The 26,303-nt window shown below is 69.2% G+C and carries 30 protein-coding genes, 2 tRNA genes and 2 pseudogenes; 11 read left to right on the top strand and 23 right to left on the bottom strand.

Annotated features, from left to right (window positions below):
• Window positions 1-37: 37 nt before the first annotated feature.
• Genes SY89_RS04045 through SY89_RS04030 form a run of 4 tightly spaced genes read right to left on the bottom strand, consistent with a single transcriptional unit; the run spans window position 38 to window position 2,570 of the window.
• Window positions 38-628 carry a DUF7411 family protein gene (locus SY89_RS04045; RefSeq protein WP_054583248.1) on the bottom strand — a complete coding sequence of 197 codons (591 nt, stop codon included), beginning with the start codon at window positions 626-628 and terminating at the stop codon, window positions 38-40.
• Window positions 628-978, bottom strand: coding sequence for a DNA-binding protein (locus tag SY89_RS04040; RefSeq protein WP_054583247.1), 351 nt, complete (start codon window positions 976-978; stop codon window positions 628-630). The genes SY89_RS04045 and SY89_RS04040 overlap by 1 nt, the downstream gene beginning before the upstream one ends.
• 43 nt (window positions 979-1,021) lie before the next feature.
• Window positions 1,022-1,477, bottom strand: coding sequence for a 30S ribosomal protein S19e (locus tag SY89_RS04035; RefSeq protein WP_054583246.1), 456 nt, complete (start codon window positions 1,475-1,477; stop codon window positions 1,022-1,024).
• A gap of 58 nt (window positions 1,478-1,535) precedes the next feature.
• A complete protein-coding gene (locus tag SY89_RS04030; protein WP_054583245.1) occupies window positions 1,536-2,570 on the bottom strand; it encodes a lysylphosphatidylglycerol synthase transmembrane domain-containing protein in 1,035 nt (344 codons plus the stop codon).
• A gap of 89 nt (window positions 2,571-2,659) precedes the next feature.
• Between SY89_RS04030 and thiL the strand changes: the two genes are divergently transcribed.
• Complete coding sequence (gene thiL / locus SY89_RS04025) at window positions 2,660-3,544, top strand: thiamine-phosphate kinase (protein ID WP_054583244.1); 885 nt, start codon at window positions 2,660-2,662, stop codon at window positions 3,542-3,544.
• 15 nt (window positions 3,545-3,559) lie between these two features.
• On the opposite strand, the gene SY89_RS04020 is transcribed toward thiL, so the two are convergent.
• From SY89_RS04020 to SY89_RS04010, 3 genes are all read right to left on the bottom strand, one after another.
• Window positions 3,560-4,705 (bottom strand): site-2 protease family protein, encoded by a 1,146-nt coding sequence (locus tag SY89_RS04020; RefSeq protein WP_054583243.1) that lies wholly within the window; start codon window positions 4,703-4,705, stop codon window positions 3,560-3,562.
• A 120-nt stretch (window positions 4,706-4,825) separates the two neighbouring features.
• Complete coding sequence (locus SY89_RS04015; protein ID WP_054583242.1) at window positions 4,826-5,089, bottom strand: DUF7123 family protein; 264 nt, start codon at window positions 5,087-5,089, stop codon at window positions 4,826-4,828.
• A 255-nt stretch (window positions 5,090-5,344) separates the two neighbouring features.
• The gene (locus SY89_RS04010) at window positions 5,345-6,127 is read right to left on the bottom strand and encodes a molybdopterin synthase (RefSeq protein WP_054583241.1); all 783 of its coding nucleotides are present in this window, start codon (window positions 6,125-6,127) and stop codon (window positions 5,345-5,347) included.
• 92 nt (window positions 6,128-6,219) lie between these two features.
• Between SY89_RS04010 and pyrH the strand changes: the two genes are divergently transcribed.
• The 3 genes and pseudogenes from pyrH to SY89_RS03995 all read left to right on the top strand — a co-directional run bounded on the left by pyrH (window position 6,220) and on the right by SY89_RS03995 (window position 10,536).
• Window positions 6,220-6,942, top strand: coding sequence for a UMP kinase (gene pyrH, locus SY89_RS04005; protein WP_054583240.1), 723 nt, complete (start codon window positions 6,220-6,222; stop codon window positions 6,940-6,942).
• Window positions 6,935-8,628: pseudogene (lysS, locus tag SY89_RS04000) on the top strand (lysine--tRNA ligase). The gene pyrH and the pseudogene lysS overlap by 8 nt, the downstream one beginning before the upstream one ends.
• A 54-nt stretch (window positions 8,629-8,682) precedes the next feature.
• Window positions 8,683-10,536: a site-2 protease family protein gene (locus SY89_RS03995; RefSeq protein ID WP_054583239.1), complete on the top strand. Its 1,854-nt coding sequence runs from the start codon at window positions 8,683-8,685 to the stop codon at window positions 10,534-10,536.
• An 18-nt stretch (window positions 10,537-10,554) separates the two neighbouring features.
• Here SY89_RS03995 and SY89_RS03990 read toward each other — a convergent pair whose 3' ends face one another.
• Window positions 10,555-11,412 (bottom strand): ZIP family metal transporter, encoded by an 858-nt coding sequence (locus SY89_RS03990; RefSeq protein WP_054583238.1) that lies wholly within the window; start codon window positions 11,410-11,412, stop codon window positions 10,555-10,557.
• A 70-nt stretch (window positions 11,413-11,482) separates the two neighbouring features.
• A pseudogene (locus SY89_RS03985) lies at window positions 11,483-12,008 on the bottom strand (PadR family transcriptional regulator).
• Window positions 12,009-12,211: 203 nt separating this feature from the next.
• On the opposite strand from SY89_RS03985, the gene SY89_RS03980 reads away from it, so the two are divergent.
• Window positions 12,212-13,687 carry a heme-binding protein gene (locus SY89_RS03980; protein WP_054583237.1) on the top strand — a complete coding sequence of 492 codons (1,476 nt, stop codon included), beginning with the start codon at window positions 12,212-12,214 and terminating at the stop codon, window positions 13,685-13,687.
• Window positions 13,688-13,825: 138 nt separating this feature from the next.
• Window positions 13,826-14,737: an acyltransferase gene (locus tag SY89_RS03975; protein ID WP_054583236.1), complete on the top strand. Its 912-nt coding sequence runs from the start codon at window positions 13,826-13,828 to the stop codon at window positions 14,735-14,737.
• Window positions 14,738-14,741: 4 nt separating this feature from the next.
• Here the strand turns inward: SY89_RS03975 and SY89_RS03970 are convergent, their stop codons facing one another.
• The 3 genes from SY89_RS03970 to SY89_RS03960 form a co-directional block, all read right to left on the bottom strand.
• Complete coding sequence (locus SY89_RS03970; protein WP_054583235.1) at window positions 14,742-15,227, bottom strand: hypothetical protein; 486 nt, start codon at window positions 15,225-15,227, stop codon at window positions 14,742-14,744.
• A 95-nt stretch (window positions 15,228-15,322) separates the two neighbouring features.
• Window positions 15,323-15,718: a DsrE family protein gene (locus tag SY89_RS03965; protein ID WP_054583234.1), complete on the bottom strand. Its 396-nt coding sequence runs from the start codon at window positions 15,716-15,718 to the stop codon at window positions 15,323-15,325.
• Between the two features lie 208 nt (window positions 15,719-15,926).
• Window positions 15,927-15,997, bottom strand: a tRNA-Gly gene (locus SY89_RS03960).
• 148 nt (window positions 15,998-16,145) lie between these two features.
• On the opposite strand from SY89_RS03960, the gene SY89_RS03955 reads away from it, so the two are divergent.
• Window positions 16,146-16,979 (top strand): NAD+ synthase, encoded by an 834-nt coding sequence (locus tag SY89_RS03955; RefSeq protein ID WP_054583233.1) that lies wholly within the window; start codon window positions 16,146-16,148, stop codon window positions 16,977-16,979.
• Window positions 16,980-17,000: 21 nt separating this feature from the next.
• On the opposite strand, the gene SY89_RS03950 is transcribed toward SY89_RS03955, so the two are convergent.
• Window positions 17,001-17,723, bottom strand: coding sequence for a DUF3105 domain-containing protein (locus SY89_RS03950; RefSeq protein ID WP_054583232.1), 723 nt, complete (start codon window positions 17,721-17,723; stop codon window positions 17,001-17,003).
• A gap of 144 nt (window positions 17,724-17,867) precedes the next feature.
• On the opposite strand from SY89_RS03950, the gene SY89_RS03945 reads away from it, so the two are divergent.
• The 3 genes from SY89_RS03945 to SY89_RS03935 all read left to right on the top strand — a co-directional run bounded on the left by SY89_RS03945 (window position 17,868) and on the right by SY89_RS03935 (window position 19,455).
• The gene (locus tag SY89_RS03945; RefSeq protein ID WP_054583231.1) at window positions 17,868-18,536 is read left to right on the top strand and encodes a DUF7114 family protein; all 669 of its coding nucleotides are present in this window, start codon (window positions 17,868-17,870) and stop codon (window positions 18,534-18,536) included.
• Window positions 18,537-18,590: 54 nt separating this feature from the next.
• Window positions 18,591-18,662: transfer RNA gene (locus tag SY89_RS03940), tRNA-Thr, on the top strand.
• 193 nt (window positions 18,663-18,855) lie between these two features.
• Entirely contained in the window at window positions 18,856-19,455 is a 600-nt protein-coding gene (locus tag SY89_RS03935; protein WP_054583230.1) for a hypothetical protein, read from the top strand.
• 1 nt (window position 19,456) lies between these two features.
• On the opposite strand, the gene SY89_RS03930 is transcribed toward SY89_RS03935, so the two are convergent.
• Window positions 19,457-19,825: a cupin domain-containing protein gene (locus tag SY89_RS03930; RefSeq protein WP_054583229.1), complete on the bottom strand. Its 369-nt coding sequence runs from the start codon at window positions 19,823-19,825 to the stop codon at window positions 19,457-19,459.
• Window positions 19,826-19,869: 44 nt separating this feature from the next.
• The gene (locus SY89_RS03925; RefSeq protein ID WP_054583228.1) at window positions 19,870-20,481 is read right to left on the bottom strand and encodes a hypothetical protein; all 612 of its coding nucleotides are present in this window, start codon (window positions 20,479-20,481) and stop codon (window positions 19,870-19,872) included.
• Between the two features lie 383 nt (window positions 20,482-20,864).
• Here SY89_RS03925 and SY89_RS03920 point away from each other — a divergent pair, with 383 nt between their 5' ends.
• A complete protein-coding gene (locus SY89_RS03920) occupies window positions 20,865-21,335 on the top strand; it encodes a DUF7384 family protein (protein WP_239685508.1) in 471 nt (156 codons plus the stop codon).
• A 9-nt stretch (window positions 21,336-21,344) separates the two neighbouring features.
• Here the strand turns inward: SY89_RS03920 and SY89_RS03915 are convergent, their stop codons facing one another.
• The 8 genes from SY89_RS03915 to SY89_RS03880 form a co-directional block, all read right to left on the bottom strand.
• A complete protein-coding gene (locus SY89_RS03915) occupies window positions 21,345-21,815 on the bottom strand; it encodes a GNAT family N-acetyltransferase (RefSeq protein ID WP_054583227.1) in 471 nt (156 codons plus the stop codon).
• Window positions 21,815-22,438, bottom strand: coding sequence for a non-canonical purine NTP pyrophosphatase (locus tag SY89_RS03910; RefSeq protein WP_054583226.1), 624 nt, complete (start codon window positions 22,436-22,438; stop codon window positions 21,815-21,817). The genes SY89_RS03915 and SY89_RS03910 overlap by 1 nt, the downstream gene beginning before the upstream one ends.
• A gap of 183 nt (window positions 22,439-22,621) precedes the next feature.
• Complete coding sequence (locus SY89_RS03905; RefSeq protein WP_054583225.1) at window positions 22,622-22,909, bottom strand: DUF5808 domain-containing protein; 288 nt, start codon at window positions 22,907-22,909, stop codon at window positions 22,622-22,624.
• A 41-nt stretch (window positions 22,910-22,950) separates the two neighbouring features.
• Window positions 22,951-24,597: a bifunctional N(6)-L-threonylcarbamoyladenine synthase/serine/threonine protein kinase gene (locus SY89_RS03900; protein ID WP_054583224.1), complete on the bottom strand. Its 1,647-nt coding sequence runs from the start codon at window positions 24,595-24,597 to the stop codon at window positions 22,951-22,953.
• Window positions 24,598-24,603: 6 nt separating this feature from the next.
• Window positions 24,604-24,921 carry a 30S ribosomal protein S24e gene (locus SY89_RS03895; protein WP_054583223.1) on the bottom strand — a complete coding sequence of 106 codons (318 nt, stop codon included), beginning with the start codon at window positions 24,919-24,921 and terminating at the stop codon, window positions 24,604-24,606.
• An 84-nt stretch (window positions 24,922-25,005) separates the two neighbouring features.
• Window positions 25,006-25,536: a GTP-dependent dephospho-CoA kinase family protein gene (locus SY89_RS03890; RefSeq protein ID WP_054583222.1), complete on the bottom strand. Its 531-nt coding sequence runs from the start codon at window positions 25,534-25,536 to the stop codon at window positions 25,006-25,008.
• A 1-nt stretch (window position 25,537) separates the two neighbouring features.
• Window positions 25,538-25,735 carry a transcription elongation factor subunit Spt4 gene (gene spt4, locus SY89_RS03885; protein WP_049979771.1) on the bottom strand — a complete coding sequence of 66 codons (198 nt, stop codon included), beginning with the start codon at window positions 25,733-25,735 and terminating at the stop codon, window positions 25,538-25,540.
• Window positions 25,736-26,302, bottom strand: a complete 567-nt coding sequence (locus tag SY89_RS03880) for a DNA-directed RNA polymerase (RefSeq protein WP_054583221.1) — start codon at window positions 26,300-26,302, stop codon at window positions 25,736-25,738.
• Between the last annotated feature and the right edge of the window lies 1 nt (window position 26,303).

The raw sequence follows: 26,303 nt of genomic DNA, 5'->3' as shown, positions 1-26,303 counted from the left end.
GCCCCAGCGTTCCGGGCGCCGGCGCTTGAATCCTGTGTTAGGCCAGTCCGCGGACGATCGTCTGGTCGTGGTCGGGGAACACGGTCGCGACGGCCTCCTCGCCGCCGCGCTCGCGGATGAGCGTCCGGAGTTCCCCCTCGTAGTCGGCGCGAGCGATCTCCTCGCTCGGGCCGGTCTCTACGTCGAGTTCCTGCTCGACCAGCCGATCGACGGCGCCGCGACCGAACCCTGCAAGCGGCGAGAGGTAGTCGATCCCGTGTCGGTCCTCGAGACTCTGTGCGGTGGCGCGGGAGACGGTCGGCACGCGGTCGTCCCGCCGCGTGCCGTCGGCGACGGCGACCACGTCGCGGTCGGCGACGACTTCGAGTGCGTGCTCGTGAACGCGCTGGATCCCGTTGCGCGGGTACCCGTCCTCGATCATGCGGTCGACGGCCTCCTCGGCGACCTCGCGATCGAGTTCGACCGTATCGAACGGGAACCCCAGCGCGTCGGCGGCGCGCCGGGCGTTCTCGAACTCCTCGGTGATGCCGAAGTGAGCGGTCACGAGCGTCACGTCGTAGAAGCGGTCGAGCGTCAGCGCCGCGAGCGAGGAGTCTTTCCCACCGCTGTAGAGAAGCGCCAGTTCCATCAGCGCCGGCGGATGTCGAAGCTCTTCTCCTCGGGTTTCAGCTCGCGGAGGATCTGCTTCATCCGGTCTTCGTCGATCTTCCCCTGGATCCGTCCGCTCTGAGCCAGCGCGGTCACCTGCCGCTTGACCTTCTCCGCGAACTCGGGCTTGCTCATCTCGACTGCGTTCAGTCGCTGGCGGGCGTCGTCGGTGAGGTACTGCTTCAGCAGCGCGTCCTGCTGGGCTTTGGCGCGCTCCTGTTGCTCCTGAGCGGCCTGCTGGGCCTCCTCACCGCCAGCCTGGTCCTGCAGTTCTTCGAGTCGCTCCTGACGAAGCTGTTCGAGTCGGTCCTCCTCGGAGTTTCCACTCATAGGCGTGTGTTACTGCTCTCTGCGCAAAACGGTTGCGGCGTCCTCAGGCGTACTTCTGGAGCTCCGGCCGGTCGAGGTCCTCGAGCGTCTCGCTCGCGACGGTGTCGAGTAGGCTCTGCCCCTCGTCGGTCACGCGTCGCCCCTCACCCTTGGCCGTCTCCACGAGGCCCTCGTCCTCGAGCTGCTGGAGCGCGGTCCGGATGATCTTGCGCGAGCCGCCGGTGTGTTCGTTGCCGGAGACGCGGTACCGCGTCGTGCCGGACTTCGAGCCGCCGTACTCCGTCGCGAGTCGTTCGACGCCGACGGGACCGCGGATCGCCACCTTCCGAAGGAGGCTGGCGGTACGGACCTGCCAGAAGTCGTCCTGCTGGGGCGGGAGTTCACGGTCGACGCTGGTCTTGGTGAACTCTACCCAGTCGGGTTCCTCGATGCGGCCGTCGAGCTCCTCGGCGAGGGCCTCGAGGAGGTCCTCTGCCGGAACGTCGTAGAGGGTTGCCATAGGGAGGATTTCTTCCCTGTTCCGGATAAACCCATCGTATCGGTGTCCACGCCGGGTGTCAGGCGCCGGCACGGGCGCCCGCCCCGACGGTCCCCATCACCACGCCGCCGATCGCGATCGGTACCCAGAACACCGCGCCGCGGTAGATGACCACCGCCGCGAGCGCGACCGACTCGGTGACGCCGGGCAGCGGCGCCGCGACGAGCAGGAAGACGAGCACGGCCTCGATCCCGCCGGCGCCGCCGGGTAGCGGCGTCATCCCCGCGATGGCGCCGATGGGGACGACGAACATCACCACCGCCAGGCTCACCGGCTCGCCGATGGCCTGAAACGCCAGCCACAGCCCCGACATCTGGAGGAACCAGCCCAGCGCGGAGAACCCCAGCGCGAGCGCGAGCCCCCGTGGGTTGGTCGCGACGCGTTCGATAGCCTCGAAGAAGTGCCCGACGCGACGCTCGATGGCCGCTCGACCCGGATCGCTCAAACGCGGGACGTACGTCCCCACGACCCGAAACAGGCGGGCGGCCGCAGTCACGACTGCCGCCTCGACGCGCTCGTGGTTCCGCCAGGCGAACACGAGGGCGCCGACGACCGCGACGGTGAGGCCGACGACGACGATCGCCGCCGACTCCAGGCGCGTGTTGAACGTCGTCCCGGTCGCGAAGTAGCCCATTCCCAACAGCGCCAGCGTGATCGAGGGGACGAAGTTGAGCGTGTCCACGCTCGCGATCGCCGCTAGGCCGGTGCCGTACTCGGTGTCAGTCACCTCCGAAATCAGCAGCGCGGTGACGGGCTCGCCCCCGGCCTGGCCGAACGGGGTGACGTTGTTGTTGAACGTCGCCCCCGCGAACACGAGGAACGTCTTGAGCGGCGACACCGCCGTCCCGAGCACGTCGAGAACCGTATGCAGCGCCATCCCCCACGCGAACAGCCAGCCGACGGTGACGACGACGACCAGCCCGACGGTCGACAACTCGGCGTCGCGGAGGTACCGGAGCAGGTCGCCGACGCCCACGAAGTACAGCAACACCGCGAGCACGGCGATCGCCGCCACGAAGCCAACCAGAGTCGTCTTGAGCTGGTCGGTTTCCATGGCGTTGGGAACTCCCGGCGCGCGTTTCAAGCCTCCGATAACGGCGCTCGACGCCGGCCCTTTATCGGCGCCCGCGACCAGTCGACCCCATGGACGAGCGAAGCGCGTTGGCGATGCTCTCGACATCCCTCTCCGCCGCCGGCGACGACGCGGCCGTCGTCGACGACCTCGCGATCACGACCGACATGCTCCACGAACGCTCGGACTTCCCCGCGGGAACGACCCGTGAGACCGCCGGCTGGCGGGCGGTCGGCGCGTCGCTCTCGGATCTCGCGGCGATGGGCGCCGACGCGACCTGTGCGGTCGCGGTGTACGCCGCCCCCGCGTTCGAGGAGGCGGCGCTTGCAGCGTTCGTCCGGGGCGCGAGCGAGGTCTGCGAGCTGGTCGACGCCGAGTACGTCGGCGGCGATCTGGACCACCACTCCGAGTTCACGACCGCCACGACCGCCGTCGGCCACGCCGATGAGCCGATCTACCGGAGCGGTGCGACCCCGGGCGAGGCGGTCTGTGTGACGGGCGTGCTCGGCCGGACGGCGGCCGCACTCCGACGGTTCGCCGCGGGCGACGCCGACGCGGGAAACGAGCTGTTCCGGTTCACCCCGCGTGTGGCCGCCGGCCGCGCCCTCCGGGACCACGCGAGCGCCATGATGGACTCGAGCGACGGGCTGGCGCGCTCGCTCCACCAGTTGGCGGAGGCGAGCGACTGCGGGTTCGCCGTCGAGTGGGACCGGCTCCCGGTCCATCCGGCTGTCGACGCCGTCGCCGAGAGCGAGGCCGACCGCCGGGAGTGTGCGGCCCACGTCGGCGAGGACTTCGAACTCGTGTTCACGACGCCCGACCCCGCCGCCGCGGTGGCGGCCGTCGAAGCGACCGGCACCGACGCGACGGTGATCGGCGAAGTGACCGACGACGGCGTGCTCGCGGCCGGCGAGCCGCTCCCGGATCGAGGCTACACACACGGCGAGACGGAGTGATCGGCCGCCGCGGGCTCAGACGGTCGCGATCTCGATCGGCACCGGGAGGAAACAGAGCGCCCCCAGCCCGAACGTCAGCGCAGCCACGAGGGTGCGCTTCCAGCCCAGCGGCGTCTCGTCGACGGGGTTCGCGGAGCCGCCGAAGGAGACGAGCAGGGTGATGAACCCCCAGAGAACCCAGAGGCCGACTGAGTTCTGCATCCCCATGTCCCGAACGTACCAGAGGTAGCCCGCGAGCGCGAACAGCGCACCGGGGACCAGCGCGGCGACGGTCTCCTGTCGCCGACCCAGCAGCGCCCGCGTGATGTGGCCGCCGTCGAGTTGGCCGACCGGGAGCAGGTTCAACACGGTGAAGAACATCCCGATCCAGCCGCCCATCACGACGGGGTGAACCGCCTTCGTCGGGTCGTTGTAGTCGGTCGGCTGCCCCAGCGTGTCGGCGATCAGGTTCAACAGCGGTGGGTTGTGGAAGATGATCGCCTCACTGTTTCCCGCCAGCACGCGCTCTGGGACCGACATCGGGTCGAGCGAGACGCCGATGGCGGTGACGACGATCGTCGCGACCAGCCCCGCCAGCGGCCCGGCGGCGCCGATGTCCAACAGCGCCTCGCGGTCGGGGATGCGGCTCCGCATCCGGATCACCGCGCCCATCGTCCCGAACGGGATGTAGAACGGGATCACGTAGGGGAGGCTCACGTCGACGCCGTGCCAGCGCCCGGCGAGGTAGTGACCCATCTCGTGGGTCAACAGCACGCCCAGCACCGCGGCGGTGAACGGCCACGCCTCCAGCACGCGGAGGGGGTTCTCGGCGATCGCCGAGAGCGGGATGTAGTACCAAACTGTCGCGCCCACGAACATCGTCGAAACGATCGTGGCCAACAGGAGCGCGATGTTGGTGGTAGGGGTGGTCTCGGACGTGGTGGTAGCGCCGAAGGGGCGGGCGACCAGCACGTCGTTGCCCGCGTCGTCAACCGAAAAGCGGATGTCGTACCCCGCAGCCTCGAAGGCGGGCCGTAGCTCCTCGGCGAGTCGGGAGCGCGGGACCAACGACTCGCCGTGGTAGCGGATTCGGTCGCCGTCGCGCCGGACCGCCGTCAGGTGGAACCACGCGTCGAGCGCCTCCGGGTGGGGGACCTCGTCGGACCCGGACCTATCTGCCATCAGTCCGGATTACCGACGCTCGCGCATAAGGCTTGGTACGGCAGAAGAGGAGGGCGGCTGTCAGGGGGACCGCCGGCGTCGCGTGCCCGGCGGCGTGTGGTCGGTTACGGGACGGATCGGTTAGGCCGGTTCGACGCGCCACGTGGTCGCGCTCGTGTACGACCACTTCTCGACCTCGAGGTCCGATGCCGCGTCGCTGAGCTTCACCATCAGCGCGCCGATCTCCTTCGGCGAGAGGTCGACGTCGTCGGCGATGAACTTCGACTTGAAGTACATCTCGCCGTCTTCAGCCTTCTCGCGCAGGTAGCGCGTGAGGCGCTCCTCTTTCGAGAGATCGTCGCTCGCGGTCACGCCGTCGGTGGAGGGATTCCGGGTTGCGCTCATTGGTGTTCGCCTCACTCAGGGCCACGGCCTTGGGGGGATATAAATTCCAGACCGTCCACCGGAATTCGAACCGTTTCAGGCGGATTGAGGCGTGAAATCGGCGTAAAACGAGTCGTTAACGAGCGCCTGAAAACAGCTTAGACCTTTTACAAACAGTTTTGAGTCGGTTATCGACCACCTTTCTCGAGAACGTGATCGCGCCCGGTTCGCCCGTCGAAACCGGGCCGCGAGCAGACTCGGCGCGGCGGCGCGGCGTCACGCGCGGTCGTGCACCCAGAACTCCTCGTCCTCCGTAGTCTCCTTCTTGAACAGCGGCACCTCGTCTTTCAGCCGGTCGATTCCGTCCTCGACGGTCCGGAACGCCTCCCGTCGGTGGCCGGCGAGCACGACGACGAACACGATGTCCTCGCCGTCGACGACGACGCCGGTCCGGTGGTGGAACAGCACCTCGAACACGCCCTCGCGCTCCTCGAGCGCCGCGGCGATGTCGGCCATCCGCTGTTCGGCGACGCCGTCGTACTTCTCGAACTTGAGGTGGGTCGTCCGGCTATCGTCCGCGGCGTCTTTCGCCCGCACGCGGCCGGTGAACGTCGCGATAGCGCCCGAGCGTTCCGCGAGCGGCGACTGCTTTGCTTCCGTAACGAGCGTTTCCAGGGTGACGTACGGGTCGAGTTCGTCGAGCTCCGCGGCGATATCGCCCGGATCGAGCGCCGCGGCGTCGTCGACGCGCCGGAGCACGTCGCCCGGCACCTCCGCGTCCCCGATCACGACCGTCGGGAGCCGGAGTTTGGAGAACCCCGAGATCACGGCGTAGTCGTAGTCGGGGGCGAGCTCGTCGAGCAGGTCCGCGAAGGAACGGTCGCCGCCCGAGGCGGTCCAGTCGCCGTCCTCACTCAGTTCGAACCGGCCGTCGGCGTCGCCCGGGGCGTCGTCGACCGACTCGGTTCGGCCGACGGCGGCGACCCGGCCGTCGAGGTGTGCGACGACCGCGTCCCGGATTTCGGCGCTGCCGGAGCCGACGATGGAGAGAGCCTGCATAGCTGTGAGGCGGGTGGGCACGGGCTTAGGCCTTTTCTCGCGGCGACGGCCGACCACCGGCCTTAAGAGCGCCACCGCCGCAACTGCTCCTAATGCGAGTCGTCGTCTCTATCGGGGGTAGCGTGCTCGCGCCCGGGCTCGACCCCGAGCGCGTCGAAGGGTTCGCCGACGCCCTGCAGACGCTCTCGGCGGAGGGCTGTGAGCTGGGCGCGGTCGTCGGCGGGGGCACCGTCGCGAGACAGTACATCGGCGCCGCCCGGGAGTTGGCGGCCAACGAGTTCCAACTCGACGAGCTCGGGATCGGCGTCACGCGGCTGAACGCTCGGCTGCTCATCGCCGCGATGGGCCACGGCGTCCAGCGCACGCCGGCGACCAGCTACGACGAGGCCGGCGAGGCGATCCGCCGGGGCGACACGACCGTCATGGGCGGGGTCACGCCCGGCCAGACCACCGACGCCGTCGCGGCCGCGCTGGCGGAGTACGTCGACGCCGAACTCCTGGTGTTCGCGACCAGCGCCGACGGCGTGTACAGCGCCGACCCCGAGGAGGACGACGACGCCGAACAGTACGGCCAGCTCACGCCCAGCGAACTGGTCGAGGTCATCGCGCCGATGGAGCGTGGCGCCGGTGCCTCCGCGCCCGTCGACCTGCTGGCGGCGAAACTCATCCAGCGGTCCTCGCTGCGCACGATCGTTCTCGACGGCACCGACCCCCAGGCCGTCGTCGACGCCGTCCTGCGCGGCGACCACACCGGCACCGACATCGTCCCCACGGGCGAGACCGACGAACCGACGTACTGGACCCAGCATGAGTAGCGAACAGACGCCCGACGCCGACGCCGTCGGCCCCTCTTCCGGCCCGACCGCCGGCAGCGACGCCGGCGACGGCGGCGGCGAGGACGAGTTCCACGCGTTCTGGGCCGACGCGGTCGCCGACGAGATCGAAGCCCGCAACCCCGCCGAGCCGATCGTCATCAAGGGCGGCGTCTCCCCTCCGGCATCCCCCACCTCGGCCACTTCAACGAGATCCTCCGGGGCCACTTCGTCGCCGAAGTGCTCCGCGAGCGCGGGTACGAGGTCCGGCAGGTGTTCACCTCCGACGACCGCGACCCGCTGCGGAAGCTCCCCCGACGGCTCGCCGACGCCGACTGGAACGTCGTCGAACTCGGCGCCGTCGACGCCGGCGCGCTGGGGAAGAACCTCGGCAAGCCGTACACCGACATCCCCGACCCGTTCGGCGACTGCCACGACTCCTACGGCGAACACTTCGCGGACCTGCTCTCCCAGGCCGCCGACATGGTGGACGTTCCCGTCGAGGTGCTCTCGAACACCGAACTGTACGAGGCCGGCGAGTTCGAACCCGAGATCCGGACGATCCTCGAGAACGTCGACACGGCACGGGAGGTGCTCTCGGCGTACCAGGACTCCGTCGACGCGAGCTACTCGCCGTTCCGCGTCGTCTGCGAGGAGTGCGGCATCGTCACCACCGACGTGACCGTCGCGGATCTGGACGCCGGCGTCGTCGAGTACGAGTGTACGGGAATCACGGCGGGCGACCGCGAGATCGAGGGCTGTGGCCACCACAGCGAGGCGACGTTCCGGGACGGCAAGCTCTCCTGGCGCTTCGAGTGGCCCGCCCAGTGGAGCCTGCTCGGCGTCGACTTCGAGCCGTTCGGGAAGGACCACGCCGAGGGCTCGTGGCCCAGCGGCGAGGACATCGCCCGGAACGTCCTCGGCATCCAGCCGCCGGTGCCGATGACGTACGAGTGGTTCACGCTCAACGGCGAGCCGCTCTCCTCCTCGGAGGGGAACGTCGTCACCGTTCCGGAGGTGCTCGACCTGCTCGAACCCGAAGTGCTACGGTACTTCTTCGCGCTCGACCCGAACAAGGCCCGGGACTTCGACGTCTCGCGGCTCGATCAGCTGGTCGACGACTTCGACCGGTTCGAACGCGCCTACTTCGGCGAGGTCGACGACGCGGAGCTGACGCGGTTCGCCGAGCGCGCCTATCCATTCGTAGTGGACGAAGTCCGCGAGGACCGCATCCGCCTCCCCTACACGTTCGCGGCGGTGCTGGGGATGGTCGAGGACCGCGACCTTCGCGTCCAGATGGCCCGCAACGAGGGCCACATCCCCGAAGACGCCGACGAGGCAACGGTCGAGGCCGCACTCGAACGCGTCGAGAAGGCCCGCGCGTGGGCCGAGCGGTGTGACAACGCCTACAACTACCGGCTCCAGCCCGACCTCCCGGACGTGGACCTGACCGACGACGAGGCGGCGGCGCTCGACGACCTCGCGGCGTTCGTCGAGTCGAACCACGACGGCGAGGCGATCCAGGGCGAGATCTACGAGCTCGCCGAGGCCCACGACCTGGAGACGAGCGACCTGTTCGCGGCTGGCTACCGGCTGTTCTTCGACAAGACTCAGGGACCCCGGCTCGGCGAGTTCCTGGGCGAACTCGACCGCTCGTTCGTGGTCGAACGGCTCCGTCGCGAGGGCTGAACGACGCCCCGGGACCCGAACGCATTTGCCCGGGCGGACCGGACTCTCGGGCAGATGATCGACGGGCTGCTTCAGGCTGTTCCCGACTTCGGCCCGCTCACGTGGGTGTTGGTCGGCGTCGCCGCCTATACCCTCGCGGCGTACTGGCTCGACGGCCAGGGATACGTCCCAGAGTCGGTCAGCGTCTCGGGGCCGATCACGACGATCCACACCAAGCGCGGCCGGGCGTTTCTCGACTGGCTCGCCGGCCCCAAGCGGTTCTGGCGAGCCTGGACCAACGTCGGACTCGGCGTGACGCTGGTGATCATGGTCGGGATGTTCCTCCTCCTCCTCCAGCAGGGCCGCTCGATCCTCCAGAACCCGCCGGCGCCGACGCCGGTGAACGAGCCCGCGAACGTGCTGGTGATCCCCGGCGTCAACGAGTTCCTCCCGCTGTCGGTCGCCCCGGAGATCCTCGCCGGCCTGCTGATCGGCCTCGTCGTCCACGAGGGTGGCCACGGCCTGCTCTGTCGGGTCGGCAACATCAACATCGAGTCGATGGGGCTGGTCACGCTGTCGGTTATCCCGATCGGCGCGTTCGTCGAACCCGACGAGGAGAGCCAGCGAACCGCGAACCGCGGCGCCCGCGCCCGGATGTTCGCCGCCGGCGTCACGAACAACTACGCAGTCACGATCCTCGCCTTCGCCCTGCTGCTCGGCCCGGTCGTCGGCTCCATCAGCGTCGCCTCCGGCGCCGCGATCGGCGGGGTTCTCCCCGGCTCCGCGGCCGACGACGCCGGCATCGAGGCCGGGGACCGGATCGTGATGGCCGGCGACCGGGAGATCGAGAACGCCACCGAACTCGACGCCTACCTCGCGACCAGCACCGCGAGCGAGGTCACCGTCACCATGGGCGACGGCACCGAGGCGGCCGTCGAACGGTCGCTGCTCGTCACCCGACTCCACGGCGGGTCGCCGTTCGACCGCGAGGGCGCGGCGGGGGTCGACGTGAACGACACCATCACCGCCGTCAACGGCACCGAGGTCCGCACCGAGCGCGGGTTCCGCGAGGCGGTCGGGAACCGGTCGGTCGTCGAACTCCGGACCGACGACGGCGAGACGACGACCGCGCCGATGGGCGTGATCGTGCGAGCGACCTCGCCCGACCTCCCGGGCGTCGGCGGGACGGCCGACGACCACCCGCTCAACGCCTCCGGCTTCCCGGCTCGTGACTCCTTCACCGTGCTCAGCATCGCCGGCGAGTCGACGCACACCCCGGCGGACGTGACCGCCGCACTCGCCGGCCGGGATGCGGGCCAGTCGGTCGAGGTCGTCGCCATCGTCGACGGCGAGCGCCGGACCGAGACCGTCACCCTCGCCGAAGACTACCGTGCGGGCGAGACCGGCGGCTACCTCGGCATCTCGCCGGTCGCGAGCTACGGCGGCATCCAGGCGAGTAGCCTCGGGGTCGACAGCTACCCCGCCGCCGAGTTCCTGGGCCTGTTGACCGGCGACGTCGAGACGGCGATCGGCGGCCAGTCGGTGATCGGGGCGACGCTGGTGATCCTGCTGCTGCCGTTCATCGGCGCCGTCGGCGGCGCGCAGTACAACTTCGCCGGCTTCGTCGCGGCCAACCGGAACTTCTACGAGGTGACCGGGCCGCTCGAACCGCTCGGCGGCGGGGTGTTCCTGCTCGCGAACCTGCTGTTCTGGACCGGCTGGATCAACCTCAACCTCGCCTTCTTCAACTGCATCCCGGGCTACCCGCTCGACGGCGGGCGGATCCTCCGGGCCAGCGTCGAGGCGGTGGTGTCGCGGCTCCCGATCGAGGACAAACACGCCGCCACGCGGGCGGTGACGACGAGCGTCGGGCTGGCGATGCTGGCGTCGCTGCTGCTGGTGGTGTTCGGCCCGCAGCTGCTCAACTGATCGCTGCGGGGCGCCGGTTCAGCCGAGCACCACGTCGAGCGTGAGCATCACGGCGGCGCCGAGCATCAGCCCGAGCGACGCGACCCGCCCGTGGCCGTGCTCCTGGGTCGACGGGACGATGTCGTCGACGATGACGTACAGCATCCCGCCGGCGGCAAAGCCCATGGCGTAGGGGAGCAACGGGGCGGCGACGACGACGGCCCACGCGCCGACGACGGCGAGTGGCACTTCGACCAGGCCGGCCCGGACGCCGGCGACGGTGGCGTACCAGCGGCGGCCGAGCCCCGCGTTGACCGCCGCGACCGACACCGCCAGCCCTTCGGGAACGTTCTGGATCCCGATCGCCAGCATCAACGAGAGGCCCTCCGCGACGTCGCCGCTGCCGAAGCCGACGCCGACGGCCAGCGCCTCGGGCATGTTGTGGATCGTGATCGCGAGCGTGAACAGGAGGACGGAGGTGAGCCGCGGGTCGTGTTCCTGCGACGCCGAGTCCGTCTCGGTCAGCCGGGAGCTGACGAGGAAACTCAACTTGTGTGCCCAGCGGTCGCCGCTGTCGAGCAGCGCGACGCCGAGCGCGAAGCCGATCAGGACGGGGACGATCCCCCGCAGTTCGACCGGGCCGAGGCCGAGCCCCCGGTAGGCAGGGTCGGCGGCGAACTCGATGCCGGGAACGAGCAGGCTCGTGTAGCTGGCCGACACCATCACCCCGGCCGCGAAGCCGAGCGAGCCGTCGAGCCACTTCCGGCTCGGGTCCCGCCAGACCAGCACGACGGTGGCGCCGAGGGCGTTCAGAAGCGCGATGAACAGCCCGCCGGCGAGCCCCTGGACGACCGGATCGGTGCCGACGACGTCGACGAACGTGGACTCGAAGCTCATCGGAGCCTCCGTGGCCGGTGTCGGGACACGTTACTGCGACAGAGATTCCCGAACCACCTAAGCGCGCCGACTACTCGTAGGGGTCTTCCTCGACGCCCATCCGCTCGTAGAACTCCTCGGGCGTGTCCTCGATGCGCTGGAAGTCGTCGAAGTAGTACTCGTGGTGGCGGACGACCTGCTCGCAGATCCACCGGGAGAACGTCTCGTCGAACCGCCAGTGTTCGGCGGGGTGTTCCACGTCGAAGCGCTCGTCGGTCGCGAACGCGACGTAAACGTGGTAGAACCCGAGAATCACGTCGGCGAACTCCCGGGCTTTGGCGCCGGTCTCGACGCGCTTCTCGGCGAGTTCCTCCTCGCCCTCGGGGTGAGCTCGAAGTACTTCCGGTCGGGCTCGTCCTCGCGTTCGATCCGTTCCGCCCAGCCGTTGTCCTCGAACTTGTAGAGGATGGGGTAGACGGAGCCGTAGGACGGTTCCCAGTGTCCGCCGCTGATGTCGCCGATCTCCTTGAGGATCTCGTAGCCGTAGCGGGGTTTCTCCTCGAGGAGTTCGAGCACGATGTACGAGATGAGGCCTTTCGGGGGCCGCTCTTCCGCATCGTTCAGCGTACCGGCGGGGGTACTCGAAAGCGTTTCGGTCCGCCAATCGGCGTTTCAGCCGCGCACGCGACCGTCGAGACCGGCGTGAGACACGTGTGCGGCCGACCCACCAGCGCACACGATCGGTCCCGCTCTGGGCCGGTTCGGGCGTGGGAGCGCGCGAACACGCAACGCCCAAGCCCCCTGGTTCCCAACTACGTGTATGACCGAGCCACCGCAGACCGAAGAGGGATGGTTCGTCCTCCACGACTTCCGGAACGTGGACTGGGACGCCTGGCGCGACGCCCCCGACCGAGAACGGGAGCGGGCGATCTCCGAGGGCGTCGAGTACCTCCAAGACCACGAGGCGGTCGTCGACGCAGACGAGGGCACCTCGGCGGTGTTCAGCGTCGTCGGCGACAAGGCCGACCTCATGGTGCTGCACCTGCGGCCGACGCTCGACCACCTCTCGACGGCCGAGCGGCGGTTCGAACACACCGCCCTCGGCGAGTACACCGAGCAGACCACCGCCTACGTCTCGGTCACGGAAGTGTCGGGCTACGTCTCGGACGCCTACTTCTCGGAGGACGAGGAGGAGGTCGACGAGGGGCTCAAGCAGTACATCGAGGGGAAGATCAAGCCCGAACTGCCCGACGACGAGTACGTCTGCTTCTACCCGATGGACAAGCGCCGCGGCGAGGAGGTCAACTGGTACGACCTGCCGTTCGACGAGCGCGCCGACCTGATGGCCGGCCACGGCGAAACCGCCCGGAAGTGGGGCGGGAAAGTCGACCAGATCATCTCCTCCTCGCTGGGACTGGACGACTGGGAGTGGGGCGTGACCCTGTTCGCCGGCGACGCCGTCGACATCAAGGACATCGTCTACGAGCTGCGGTTCGACGACGCCACCTCGAAGTACGGCGAGTTCGGCTCGTTCTACGTCGGCCGGCGGTTCCCGCCCGCGGACCTGGGCGCGTACCTGCGCGGCGAGACCGTGCCGACCAGCGACACCGAGGGCCACCACGCCGAGGCTGCGGCGGGCCACCACCACGGCGACGGCGACGACCACGGCGACGGCGACGGCCATCACGACGACGGCGGGGACGACGCCGACGAGGGCGACATCCGGGGCCAGCTCGAGGACCTCGACATCTACGCGGGTCAGCCCCACGGCGAGGACGTGTACGCCACGGTGCTGTACAGCGAGGCCGGCGCAGACGAGGTCGCCGACGAGGTCGACGGCCTCCGGGGCAACTTCGAGCATTACGACACCCACGTCAAGACTGCCGTCTACGAGGGCACCTACACCGACCGCGTGGCGGTCGTGAGCATCTGGGACACCGCAAGCGCCGCCGAGACGGCGGCAGGGTTCCTCTCGGACCTGCCGGGCGTGGTCTCCCGGGCCGGCGAGGAGTCCGGCTTCGGCACGATGGGGATGTTCTACACCGTCAAGCCCGACTACCACGAGGAGTTCGTCGAGAAGTTCGACACCGTCGGCGGCCTGCTCGAGGATATGGAGGGCCACATGGAGACGGACCTGATGATGAACCGCGAGGACGAGAACGACATGTTCATCGCGAGCCAGTGGGTCTCACAGGAGGACGCGATGGCCTTTTTCCGCTCGGACGCGTTCCGCGACACCGTCCAGTGGGGGCGTGACGTGCTGGCGGACCGGCCGCGACACGTGTTCCTGGCCTGAACAACCGACCAACCGGTTTTCTTCGGTCCCGCGAGCCGTCGTCGACTCGTGAGCATCGACTGAGGCGACTGCCCGACGGCAGTTGTACGGCGTGTGAACACCCGAACCCATATGGCCGCGCCACCCCAGTTTCGGGGCATGACCAAACGTCACGCCTCGCTCCCGTCGGACGCCGAGGCAGGAGTGGACGAGTTCATCGAGGCGGTCGACGAGCGACTTGCGTCCGACGAGGACACCTGCGACGTGGTGCAGGACGTGCTGGTGGACCTGTTCGGCGACCGCGACGCCTACGAGCGCTGGCAGGACGGCGGCGACGTGAACCCGGCCGAGCGCGTCCGCCTGCAGGGGTACGATCCGTGTAACTCGACCCTCGAATCCGAGTACTACGCCGAGAAGGACGAGGACCGCTTCCAGCGCTCGAAACACCTCCAGTGGCTCTGGCGGCAGTTCGACGCGACGCCGATGGCCGACAACGTCGAGTTCGCGCTGCGCTTCCGGCAGATGCTCGCGACCCACCTGTTCGAGGAGTGTGGCGACAACTGCCGCTTCTTCAAGGGGATCACGTTCACCTACGGTCACAACATCACCATGGGCGACAACGTCGTCGTCCACGACGACGTGCACCTCGACGACCGCGGCGCGCTGGAAATCGGCGACCGCGTCTCGATTTCGGACTCTGCTCACGTGCTCTCTCACGACCACGACGTCGTCGACCAGACCGAGGTCGACAACTACCGGACGATCATCGAGGACGACGCCCGCCTGACCTACGACACCCTCGTGCGGGCTGGCTCGAAGCTCGGCGAGAACTCGGTCGTCGGCGCGAAGGCGATCGTCGACGGCGACGTGCCAGCTCACCACGTTGCGGTCGGCCAGCCCGCGAAGTCGGTCCGCGTGAAGCCGGGGTGGGAGGACGTGGCTGATCCGATCGAGGACCGACTGGAGCGCAACAAGGAGGAGCGCCGCATCGAGTACGACCTGCCCGAGGATTTGGACGCCTTCGACGAGTTCCAGCGGGACCTGCAGCCGCCGGGCGAGTCGAGCGAATAAGCGGTCAGTTTTCCGCAGTCGGCCGGTTCTGGTAGCCCACCCAGGCGAACCCGACAGCCCACCCGACGAGCACCAGCCCAGTGGCGAGTGCTCCGGTCGCGACGGACAGGACGCCGGCGCCGCCGAACGTGGCCGTGAGGAGTCCACAGGCGAGCACCAGTCGGTTCGGGAACAGCATCAGCAGCCCCAGCGCGACAGCGACGCCGACACCGACCGTCGTCCACAGTACGGACCCGGCCCGAATCCCTCGCCACGCGACCAATCCACCGACGACGAGCACCGACGCCGCTGCTGGAGTCGCTGCCGTCCGCGCGGAAGCGTCGAATCGCCAGAATGCGAGAGAAACGACCCCACCGACGACGATGGCGGCGCCAATCCAGCGCAGCAGCCACCCGTCGAGAACCGTGAATCCGGCAACGAGAGCGACGACGCCGAGCGCCGTGAACAGTGCCGCGTTCCGCTCACTCGAGAGCAGGCTATCGTCAGTCATCGTCAAATTTCGGCTTCGACGGTGGATTGTTTCGGCACACGAACAGCGCATTAATCACGGGCAGTGGTGAAAAGACTGATCATTGAGAGATCTCCTCAGAGCCGGATATACGCCCACCCGCCGTCCTGCAACCGCGTCAACTCGCCCACACCGGAGGAGACGAATTCGACGCCCTCACCGAAATCAGCCTCGCCAGCCTCGGCGCCGACGGCAGCGTTCGAGCAGAGCTTCACCGTCGCCCCCATCCCGACCAGCGCATCGGTCGTCTCCCGGAGTTCCCCCGCCGCGGCGTCGATGACCACGGGTCGATCGACGACGACCGCGACGCCGTCGAGTTCGAGCGTGTCGTCGTCGAGGAGGTTCCGAACTTTCGGCTCGGCGACGCGGTAGGCGTCGACGTCGGAGACGTGGTAGACGGTGTGCATGCGCGGGGATTCGGCGGTGGTGGTGAAGAAAGCGGCGTCGGGGTCGAACAACAACGTCCTTGACACTGGAGCGGATCGCGCCCCGTGACCCAAAAGCGCCGTCCGGGAGTCTCGTGAGCGTAGCGAACGAGACAACGGACGGCGCACGGCTGACCGTAGGGAAGGAGTGCCCCGTCCGGGAATTGAACCACGCCGAGACGTGCCCGCTTCGTTGCGCGCGACTCGTCTACTTCAATTCCCGTCGGCGATTTCGCCTCACTTCGTTCGGCAGAAATGCGCCGTCCGGGAATTGAACCCGGGCCGGTAGCTTGGGAAGCTACTGTCCTACCACTGGACCAACGGCGCGTGCTTGCATTCCGAGGAACGCCAGCCTCCGGTAAGTCGGTTTCGGAATCCACCACCCCATCGGCGTCGACCCCGGCGGAACCGGACACGCGTCCACGTCACCGGATCGGGGCGTGCCTATTTGCCGGCGCGGACAGAACTCCCGCGTATGCCCGAAGACGTCCTGACCGAGAACGCGCCGCTCGACATCCGCTTCTCGGAGGAAGAACTCGAAACCGCCCGCGAGGAGATCGTCTCGTTCATCGAGGACACCGTCGACGCCGCCGGCGCCGACGGCGCCGTGCTGGGACTCTCCGGCGGCATCGACTCGACGCTGACCGCCTATCTCGCCGTCGAGGCGCTGGGTGAGGAGGGGCTCCACGGGCTGACGATGCCCGCCCGCGTCAGCGACGACGAGCTGATGAGCGACGCCGAGGCGGTCGCCCAGTCGCTGGGGATCCCCTACGACGTGATCGAGATCGAGCCCATCGCCGAGCAGTTCGACAAGGCGTTCCCGGAGGGCGTCGACGACCGGACCGCCGCTGGCAACGTCCGCGTCCGCACCCGGGCGGTGCTGAACTACTACGTCGCCAACGTCGAGAACCGGATCGTGCTGGGAACCGGCAACCGCAGCGAGGCGATGACCGGCTACTTCACGAAGTACGGCGATCAGGCCGTCGACTGCAACCCCATCGGCGACCTGTACAAACAGCAGGTCCGCCAGCTCGCCGCCCACGTCGGCGTCCCCCACGAACTGGTAATGCAGACCCCAACGGCCGAGATGTGGGCGGGCCAGACCGACGAGGAAGAGATGGGGCTGAACTACGACCACCTGGACGCCGTGCTGGCGCTGCACGTCGACGGCCCGCTATCGAAGGCCGCGACGGTGCGCTACGTCGACGGTGTCACCGAGGACCACGTCGAGCGCGTCGTCGAACTAGTCGAGAGGAGCGCGCACAAGCGGTCGATGCCGCCCGCACCGGGAGTTTCAGTACGCGAATAACGTGAGAAGGGGCGGCGTCGCCTACCGAACCGGGTTCTCCGGCCCGCGGCCGAGATACTCCGAGGCGAACGCGTGGACGGCCTCGGCGTCGTAGTCCGTGAGCACGAGTTCGTGGGTCCACGCCGTCAACACGTACTCTCCCCGAGGGTCGTCGTTGGGGTTCGGGGCGACGACAACGCTCTGCCAGGTCCCCTGGTAGTTGGCGCTCCAGGCCCGCAGGCTGGCCTCCTCCTCGTCGGTCAGCGTCGCCGGGTCGTAGTAGATCACGACCGCGCCGTGTTCGAGCGTGTGGACGAGCTCCTCCAGCTGCGGCGTCTCAGTGTAGAAGCCGGCCGCGACGGTTCCGTCCCAGTGCGGGCCCGAGAGTGGCGGCACGCGCTCGTACTCGACCGCGTCCGATTGGTGCGCAGCGCCGTTGCTCTCGACCGTCTCGACCTGCGAGATCCACTCGTCGTCGCCGCGTTCCTCGAGCGGATCGTCTTCGATTCCTGTCGGCTCCGCGTCGACGCCCTGCACGCCGCCCCCGCCGCTCAGGAAGAAAAACCAGATGGCGACGACGAGCACCACCAGCACCGCGACGCCGGAGAGCAGCCCCGCGATCGGGACGCTTTCCTCGTCGTCCTGCACTGACTCGACCCGGCGCTGATCGATCGGCCCGAGCTCCCCGGCGTGCTCCTCGCCGAGATGTTCGAGGTAGGCCGCCTCGTCGTCGAAGGCCGCCCCACAGTACTCACACTCGACCATATTCCACCACCGCTCCCGTCGCTCATAACCCTTGGCTATCGGGTGGTCGGCGACGCCAACGAACCGGAGAGTACTGACCGACGGTACTGGCGCTTTGGTGTGCTTTCCAAAGGTCTTTGCCTCCGCCGCGGCTTTCCATACACGATGGACGATGCCGCCGTGGCCCGCCGCTCGGCCCGGAACGCACTGGGGGAGATCGAGCCCGAGCCCCTCCGTGAGACACTCGACCAGCGGCTGGCAACGGCGTCGATGGCGCCGGGTGCGCTGACGCTCGCATCCGCCCGCGCGTTCGACGCCAGAACCGACGTGGCCGCACTCGGCGAACTCGCAGCCGGCGTCCAGTTGATCTACGAGGGACTCTCGTTGACCCGGCAGTTGGCCCACGACGAGCCGTGGGCGGCCGACCCCGACGCCGACATCGAGGCCGACCTCTCGGTCGTCGCCGCCGACGTGCTCGTCTCGCGAGGGTTCTCGCTTCTGGCTCGCACGCCGGCCGCCGACCGGGCGGTCGAAACGGTTCGAACGTTCGGCCGTGACCAGACCGTGCGTGAGACCGTCGAAGAGACCGGGGCGATCGATCGGAACCTCGAGGTCGACGTGTTCGAACTCGCGATCGTCGCCGGCGCCGCCGCCGTCGACGCCACACCCTCCGAGGAGCTACTGGCGTTCGCGGGCGACATCGCTCGCTCCTACGACGGAGGGCTCCCGGCAGCGCCGGAGCTGCTGGCGCAGTCGACCCGGGACCGTATCGCGAGCTTCGCCGACAGCGTCGTCGAGCCGGACCGAGCGCGTGGCACGGGAACGGATGCCTGACTCCGGGGCGAATCGAAACCACTAAAGACGAAACCGCGGTAAGCAAAGATGCGCGCCTGGGTAGCTTAGCGGTAAAGCGCGTCCTTGGTAAGGACGAGAGCCCGGGTTCAAATCCCGGCCTAGGCTTGCCGTTTCCTTCGCATCCGGTTTTCACTACCGCTAGACGCGGATAGGCCACCGAACAGCTGGTCGACACGCGATCCGCGTGGCGGTGTACCTGACCGACTTCGGCGTCGCCGGCGGGGGCTTCCGGCGCGGTCGGGCGGGCGAGTTCGACCCGTGACGAAACGCCTTTTCGGGGGCGCTCCACGCCTCCGGTATGAGCGTTGCAACCACCGTCTCCACGGTTTTCGCTCCGGAGCTGTTCGTCCTCGTCGCGACGCTGCTGCTCGTTGGCTACGAACGCCGTCTCGACCCCGCAGCGGGCTCGCTGGCTCGCCGCGCCGGCGTCGTCGCCAGCGCGTGGGTGCTCGCCGTCGCCGTCTACCAGGGCGGCCCACGGATGGTCGGCACCGACCTCCCGGGCGGCGAGGACTTCTTCGCGGCACTCGGGCTGATCGTCGCCTTCGGCGCCATCGCGTTCGCGTGGCGCCGCCTCGACTGGGGATCGCTGGTGCCGCCGTACGCGGCGTTGCTCGTCGTCACCTCGCTGCTCCACCTCGTCGTCGTCCCGCTGTGGGACGCGTCGAGTCACGTCATCTACGCCGCCGTCCCCGCGGGCGCACTGGTCGCCGCCGACCGGCGGTTCGCGCCGCTGCTCGCCGTACCGCCGGCGCTCGTCTGGAGCCGGATCGCCACCGGCGCCCACACCGTCGACGAAGCCGCGGGCGGGCTACTCGTCGCCGGCGTCGTCCTCGGGGCCGCGCTCGCGCTCGACCGGCTTCCGGGGTCGTCGACGGGCGGGGGTGACCCGCGCTGAGTCAGTCCTCCAGTCGCTGGACCTCGCTCGTCCGGCCCGTCCCCTCAGCGTCGCCGGTGTTCTCGGTGCCCGCCGGCTCGAACAGCACCACCTCGGCCAGCCCGTCGGCGACCGGGCGGTGCTCGACGCCCGCGGGGACGACGCCGAGCTCGCCGTCGCTGAGGTGTTCGTCTGGTTCGTCCCGGAGTTCGATCGTCAGGTCGCCGTCGATCACCCAGAACAGCTCGTCGGCCTCGGGGTGGCTGTGCCAGACGAACTCGCCCTCGAGTTTGGCGACTTTCAGCTCCTGGCCGTTGAGCGAGGCGACCAGCCGCGGCGCCCAACGCTCCTCGAACGCCGCGAAGGCGTCCTCGAGATCGACAGTGTCCATACGCGACGGAGGGACGGCCGGGCGAAAAACACGTCGCCGGCCTGTCAGCGGAGGTCAGTCAGCAGCGATCCCGGAATGCGATCGAGCAGTGCCGGCGGCAGCCGGTCGACCGCCTGCTCGGCCCAGTCGATCATCGGCCGCCGGACCGCCGCGTACCCCACCCCGACGGCGACGGCGCCGAGAACGGCCGTCTCGACGTGGCCGTCGTAGACGAGCACGCCCGGCACCGCGAGTGCGAGCGTGGCGACGGCGTCCTCCGGCGCCCCGTCGTAGCGGATCCAGCGACGCGGTCGCCACCAGCGGCCGTGGTAGTGGCTGTACACCGCGCGCTCGCCGGTCGCCTCCCAGGGACGGAGTTCGAGCCCCCCGCCGGCCGCGTCACTGACGGCGTGCAGCGCCGCGGCCGCCAGGAACAGCGCGGCGCCGACGGTCCACCCGCTCGGCAGCGCCAGCGCGACGGCGCCCGCCACGGCGGCCGCAAGCGAGTAGTACACCGGGAAATGCAGCGTGCGGCGGTGCTGGCCCGGCATGTCGAGATCGGGGAACACCCCGCCCGAGAACCCCGCGACAGCGGCGACGACGGCGAACTCCGGCGCGACGAACGCGACCGGAACCGCCAGCAACAGCCCCGCCAGCGCGTGGGTAGTGACCATCATCTCGCGAAAGTAAGCGCTCGGCGCTGATAACGCTCACGCCGCCGAAAACGACGACGCCCTGGCCGTCACCGGGGAGGTGGGGAAAGGTCAACGGCCGGCGTCGTCCGTCAGGAGCCGTGTCGGGCGCACCGTACAGGATGGGAGGATTGGTGTACGCCCACTGAAACCCAGCTGTCGGACCACCTTAAACCCGCGTCAGACGATCGCCTGCCAGCACCGACGCACCCCCACGACCGCGCTCCGCGGGGGCGACCCGCAACACCGATACCGTCCGCGACCGATACGGGAACCGATGGCCGAACCCTGGGAGTCGCTGTTCGACCGCGCTGCCGCGTACGAGGTGGACCGAGCCGCCGTCGAGGACGCGCTCGCGGAGGTCAGAGATGAGTGAGCCGTCGCCGGCCCGGATCGTCGCCGACAGCGACGTGCTCGCGGCGGATCTACTGGTCGGCGGCCCGGCCCGGGAGTGTCTCGACTACGTCCGGAGTCACTCCTGGCTCACGCTCGTCGCCAGCGATCCCCTGCTCGACGACGCCGAAGCGGTGATCGAACGGCTCGCGGACGCCGACCTCGCGGCTGACTGGCGCGGACGGATCGAAGAACTCCGCGAGCCGGTCGAGCAGCCGGCGGGCGACCACCCCGCGCTGGCGTCGGCGTTCCACGGCGGCGCGATGCACGTGCTCTCCTTCGACGACCGGCTCACGGGCGCGATGGGGAACACGATGGTCCGCGACCGCGTCGAGACCGCCGTCCGGACGCCGGACGCCTTCGCGACCCTGTTCGATCCCGCGCCGCTCTATCCGGAAGTCGTCGGCGGCGAGTACCCCGGGCCGGACCGAGATCCGCGGGCCTGACCGGGGCCGTTACTCGAGCGGTTTCCGCATGTTGTACCGCGCCACCTCGTAGCCGCGGTCGCGGTACAGCGCCGCCGCGGCCTCGTTCTCGCGGTGGACGTTCAGCGAGACGTAGACGCAGTCGCGCTGGCGGGCCCACGCCTCCGCCTCGGCCAGTAACGCGTCGGCGACGCCCTCGCGTCGGTACGCGGGGCGGACGTAGAGTTCGTTGACGTGGGCGGTGTCGCCGTGACGGACGACCGGCGGGGCGGGCCGAAAGTCGCCGGCGACGTAGCCGACCAGCGCGCCGTCCGCGACGGCGACGCGGTCGAACGTGCCGTCCTCGCGGACGCGCTCGCGGCGGTGCTCGGTCGCGTCCGCGTGGGGACCGTCGACGAGGCCGCCGTAGGGGTCCACCGCGGCCAGCGCCTCGGAGTAGGGAACCCACAGCTCCTCGACGAACGCGGCCGCCTCCCCCTCCCGGAGCGGACGAATCTCCATCAGCGCTCGGCGTGCCACTCCGCGAACTTCGCCAGCGCCCGCCCGCGGTGGGAGATGGCGTTCTTCTCGGCCTCGTCCATCTCGGCGAACGTCGCCCCCTCGTGTTCGAAGATCGGGTCGAAGCCGAACCCGCCCTCGCCGCGGGGTTCGACCAGCGTGCCGCGCACGCGGCCCTCGAACAGCTTCACCGGCAGCGTCTCCCGGTCGTCGTCGGCCTCGGGCCCCGCCGCGGCGGCGGCGACGCGGTCGTCCACGTCGACGGGATCGGGCGAGGCGTCGAACCCCTCGCCGTCGCAGTACGCCAGCACGCAACGGAACGAGGCCGCGCGGTCGTCCTCCTCGCGGGCGAGTTCCCACGTCCGCTCGACGCCGATGGTGTCCTCGGCGTAAGATGAGTAGGGGCCGGGGAACCCATCGAGTGCGCGGACGAACAGCCCGGCGTCGTCGACGAGCGTCGGCTCGCCGGCGTGGCGGTACGCCTCGCGCGCGCCGCGGGCGGCGATCGTGCCGAGGTCGTCGCTCTGGATCTCGGTGTAGTCGTAGTCGAGTTGGGAGACCCCCTCGCCGAGGTACTCCTCGGCCTCGCGGACCTTTCCGGGGTTGGTGGTGACGTAGCGCAGCATCTACCGGGGGTGGGAGTGGTTCAGGAAAGAAGGGTGCGGTTCGCCCTGGATGCGCCGACGGACAGCCGCGCTCAGTCGTCACCGAAACGCGGCCGCCCAGTGCCGCGCTCAGTCGTCACCGAAACGCGGCCGCCCAGTGCCGCGCTCAGTCGTCACAGAACCTCGGCTGACCGTCGCCGAGGTTCAGTCGTCGTCGACGATGACTTCGACCGGCTCCTCACTGTCGTCCTCGGTGTCCCGACCCTTCTGGCTCTCCTGCCAGAGCAGGCCGACGACGACGAGACCCACCAGCCACGAGCGCCAGTTCGCGAGGTTGAGCGTGTAGCCGACGCCGAACGGCTTCTCCACCAGCATCCCCTCGCCGGGCTGCCAGTACGCCGAGAGCATCCGGCCGATGCTCGGTTGCTCGAAGTTGTACGGGATGCCGAACAGCTCGCCGGACTGGGGCTTGCCGCTGTCGTTGTCTGCCATAGCTACACCCTCGGTCGGCGGCGATAAATCGTTTTGGTACGCTACTGGTACCGGCCACGTCCCCGAATCTCCGCCAGCCGCTCCAGCACCACGTCGTCGCCGACGGCGGCGTAGCCGTCCTCGAACGCCCGGCAGATGGCTGCCGAGTCCGTCGCCGTCCCCGCGACGGAGCCCTCGAACACGTGAAGATCCATCGCGTGGTCCTCGGGGTGGCCGGAGTGATAGCCCAGCCCGAAGTCGACGAGAAACAGCCGGTCGCCGACCCGGACGTTCTTCGTCGTCGGATCGCCGTGGACCAGCCCCCGGTCGTGCAGGCGCGCCAGGTGGCCGCCGAGCTCCCGGGCGTGCTCGGCCGTGAGTGCGTCCGCGAGGTCGCTGTCGCCGACGTGTTGGAGTCGGAGGGTCGCCTCGGGTACGTCCACGTCGTGGACCAGCGGCGTCGGTACGCCCGCTTTACGGGCCTCACTGAGCAGCCGCGCCTCCAGCACGGTGCGATCCCGCCGGAGTGTCGCGTCGAGCGCCGGATGGCGGTACCCCTTGGGGAGCCGCCGCTTGACGATCACGCCGTCCTGAACGTCGACGACGGCCTCGGCGCCGCGCCGGGGGTCGGAGAGCCCCGACATCGAGGTCCCGTCGGTCACGCCGTGGCCCACCGCCACGGACTCGTTGTCGCGCCAGGTCACGGGCACCTCGTCGGGGCGGAAGTCCGGGTCGATCGCGCTGTCAGCGATCTCGATCGTGTCGCCCGCGGCGGCCATCTTCGCGCCGAGGACGGCGATCATCCCGGCGTTGTCCCGCAGGAACCGCGGCTCGGGCGCGTAGAACTCGGCGCCGCGCTGCTCGCACATCTCCGCGAGCATCTCCCGCAGGCGGGCGTTCTGCCCGACGCCACCGCCGAGGACGAGCTCGTCGCTGCCCGTCAGCGAGAGCGCGCGCTCGCTGACCTCCGTGAGCATCGCGAAGACGTGCTCCTGCAGCGAGAAACAGACGTTCTCGACGGCCTCGCCGTCGTCGGAGCGGTGCTCCGACTGGCCCCCACTCGCTTCGCTCGCGGGGACGTCGCCGACGGCGTCCTTCGCCGCGCTCATCAGCCCGGAGAAGGAGAAGTCCATCCCCTTCACGACGTACGGAAGGTCGACGTACTCGCCGCCTTTCGCCGCTTCCTCGACCTTCGGGCCGCCGGGGTGGCTCCAGCCGAGGTGGCGCGTGAACTTATCGATCGCGTTGCCGACGCCGGTGTCCATCGTCTCGCCCAGCACGCGGTAGCGGCCGTCGTGGAAGCCGAGCAGGTGGGCGTTGGCACCGGAGGCGTTGAGACAGACCGGCGAGTCGAACCCCGACTCGTGGCGCCCGATCTCGAGGTGGGCGACCATGTGGTTGACGCCGACCAGCGGCACGTCGAGCGTGCCGGCGAGCGCGCGCGCGGCGGTGCCGGCGACGCGCAGGCACGGCCCCAGCCCGGGGCCCTTCGAGAACGCGACCGCGTCGATCTCGCCGTCGGCTCGCTGGAGCGCGGTCTCGATCACCCGCGGGATGGCGTCGCCCATGTGTTCGGCGGCCTCGCGCGGGTGAATGCCGCCGCTGTCGGGTTCGTAGGCGTCGGACTCGATGAAGGTCTCGTCGGTCTCGGTGTCGTGGACGGCCGCGCTCGCACACCAGGCCGTCCCCTCGACACCCAGAACGCGCATTCGGCGTTACTCGCCGTCCGCTGCCGCTTCCTCGGCCTCCGCGTCGGCCTCGATCTTGTTCCGCTCGAGCATGTGGTCCTGCTCCACGTCACGGGCGTCGTCGGGCGACTCGTACACTTTCGCGTCGCCGATCGTCTTCCGCATGCCGAACTTGGTGTCGAGCTTTCGCACGACGACCTCCGCGGAGTCCTTGTCGAGCTTCGCCGCGAGGCTGTCACGGACCTGCAGGCGCGAGGGCGTGGCCTCGTCGTGGGTGAGCTCGAAGCGGACGTCGGTACGGTGCAACATCGGGTTCTCCTCCTCGTGGACGATTTCGATCTCCATGGTCAGTTGCCCGAAGATGCGCCGGAAAACGGCAAAAGGATTTCGAAGGGCTACTGTCGGAGTTCGCGACTCGAACGGTCGACGCTACACGCCCAGCGCCGCCAGCGCCGCGTCCGCGTCGCCGTCGAAGCGGACCAGCAGATCCCGCATCGTCGCCCGGTTCGACTCGGTCACGTCGATCAACACCATCCCCTCGCCGGGCTGGCCGTAGACGACGCTGCCGCCCAGCGGCGTCGCGAGCACGGCGGGGAGCGTCGCGAGGTCCTCCTCGCCCTCGACGAGCAGGAGGGTGTTCTCCTCGGCGTCGACGGCCTCGCGGAGCGAGAGGAGGAGCTCCCGGGACAGTTCGGCGGGCTCGTTCACCACCTCGATTCGGTGGTGCTCGGCGTCTTCGAGGGCGAGACGGATCTCCTCGGTGACGGTCTCGCGTTCGGTCCGGCCGTCGACGACGGCGACGTGGGGCTCGTGGCCCGCCTCCCGGAGGTGGTAGGTGACCACGTCGCCGACGGCCACGATGGGGCGGCCCGCCGCGGAGAGTAGCGACTCGGCGTCGGAAAAGACCGGGCCGAACGGCTCCTTGAACTCCGACCGAAGTTCGGGCGGAAGCGCGAGCACCTTACCGGACCTTGAGCGCGTAGCTCCCCGGCTCGGTGACTTCCATCTCGTCGGCCACGTCGCTCTCCTCGGGGTGGTTGATGATCACGTAGCCCGCCCAGTCCTCGGTCAGGCTGGAGGAGCCACAGTAGTCACAGCTCTGGCTGTCGGGATCGTTGACGTAGTGGCACTCCCGACACGCCAGTCGCGGGTCGGCCATCTACGCCTCCTCCTCCTGGCGGCTCTCGTACTCCTCGGCGAGCCACTCGTGCTTGCCGAGCCCCGGCTGTTTGGCCGTCAGGCCGATCTTGGAGTCCCGGGGGTTTCGCTCGTCGATGCTCTTGGTGACGATGCGGACGCGCACCGCGTCGTCGACGCCGAGCGTCCGGTTGGAGTCCGAGGACGCCAGCTGCTGGTTCTCGCCGTCGTAGGCGAGGTATTCGTTGGAGATCTGGGAGACGTGGAGCAGCCCGTCGATCGGGCCGATGCCGACGAACGCGCCGAACTCGACGACCTCGACGACCGTGCCGTCGACGACCTCCTGCATGTCCGGGTCGTAGGTGATGGCGTCGAACTCTACCTCGTAGTAGACGCCCGGTCGGTTCGGCAGCACGGCGCCGTCGCCGATGTCGTGGACCTCGACGACGCTCACGACGCTGCCCACGTCCTCGTCCATCCGTCCCTCCAGTTTGTCCTGGAGCAGAGCTCGCACCCGCTCCTCCGTCACGTCGGCCAGGTTCCGCGGCGGCACCTCGACCGTGTCCTTGAGTCGTACCCGTTTGTACATG

It is taken from the genome of Halolamina pelagica (assembly GCF_001307315.1).
In the GTDB taxonomy this organism is placed as follows: Archaea; Halobacteriota; Halobacteria; order Halobacteriales; family Haloferacaceae; genus Halolamina; species Halolamina pelagica_B.
The sequence above is the reverse complement of the archived record's forward strand: the minus strand, read 5'-3'. Positions and strand labels throughout refer to the sequence as shown.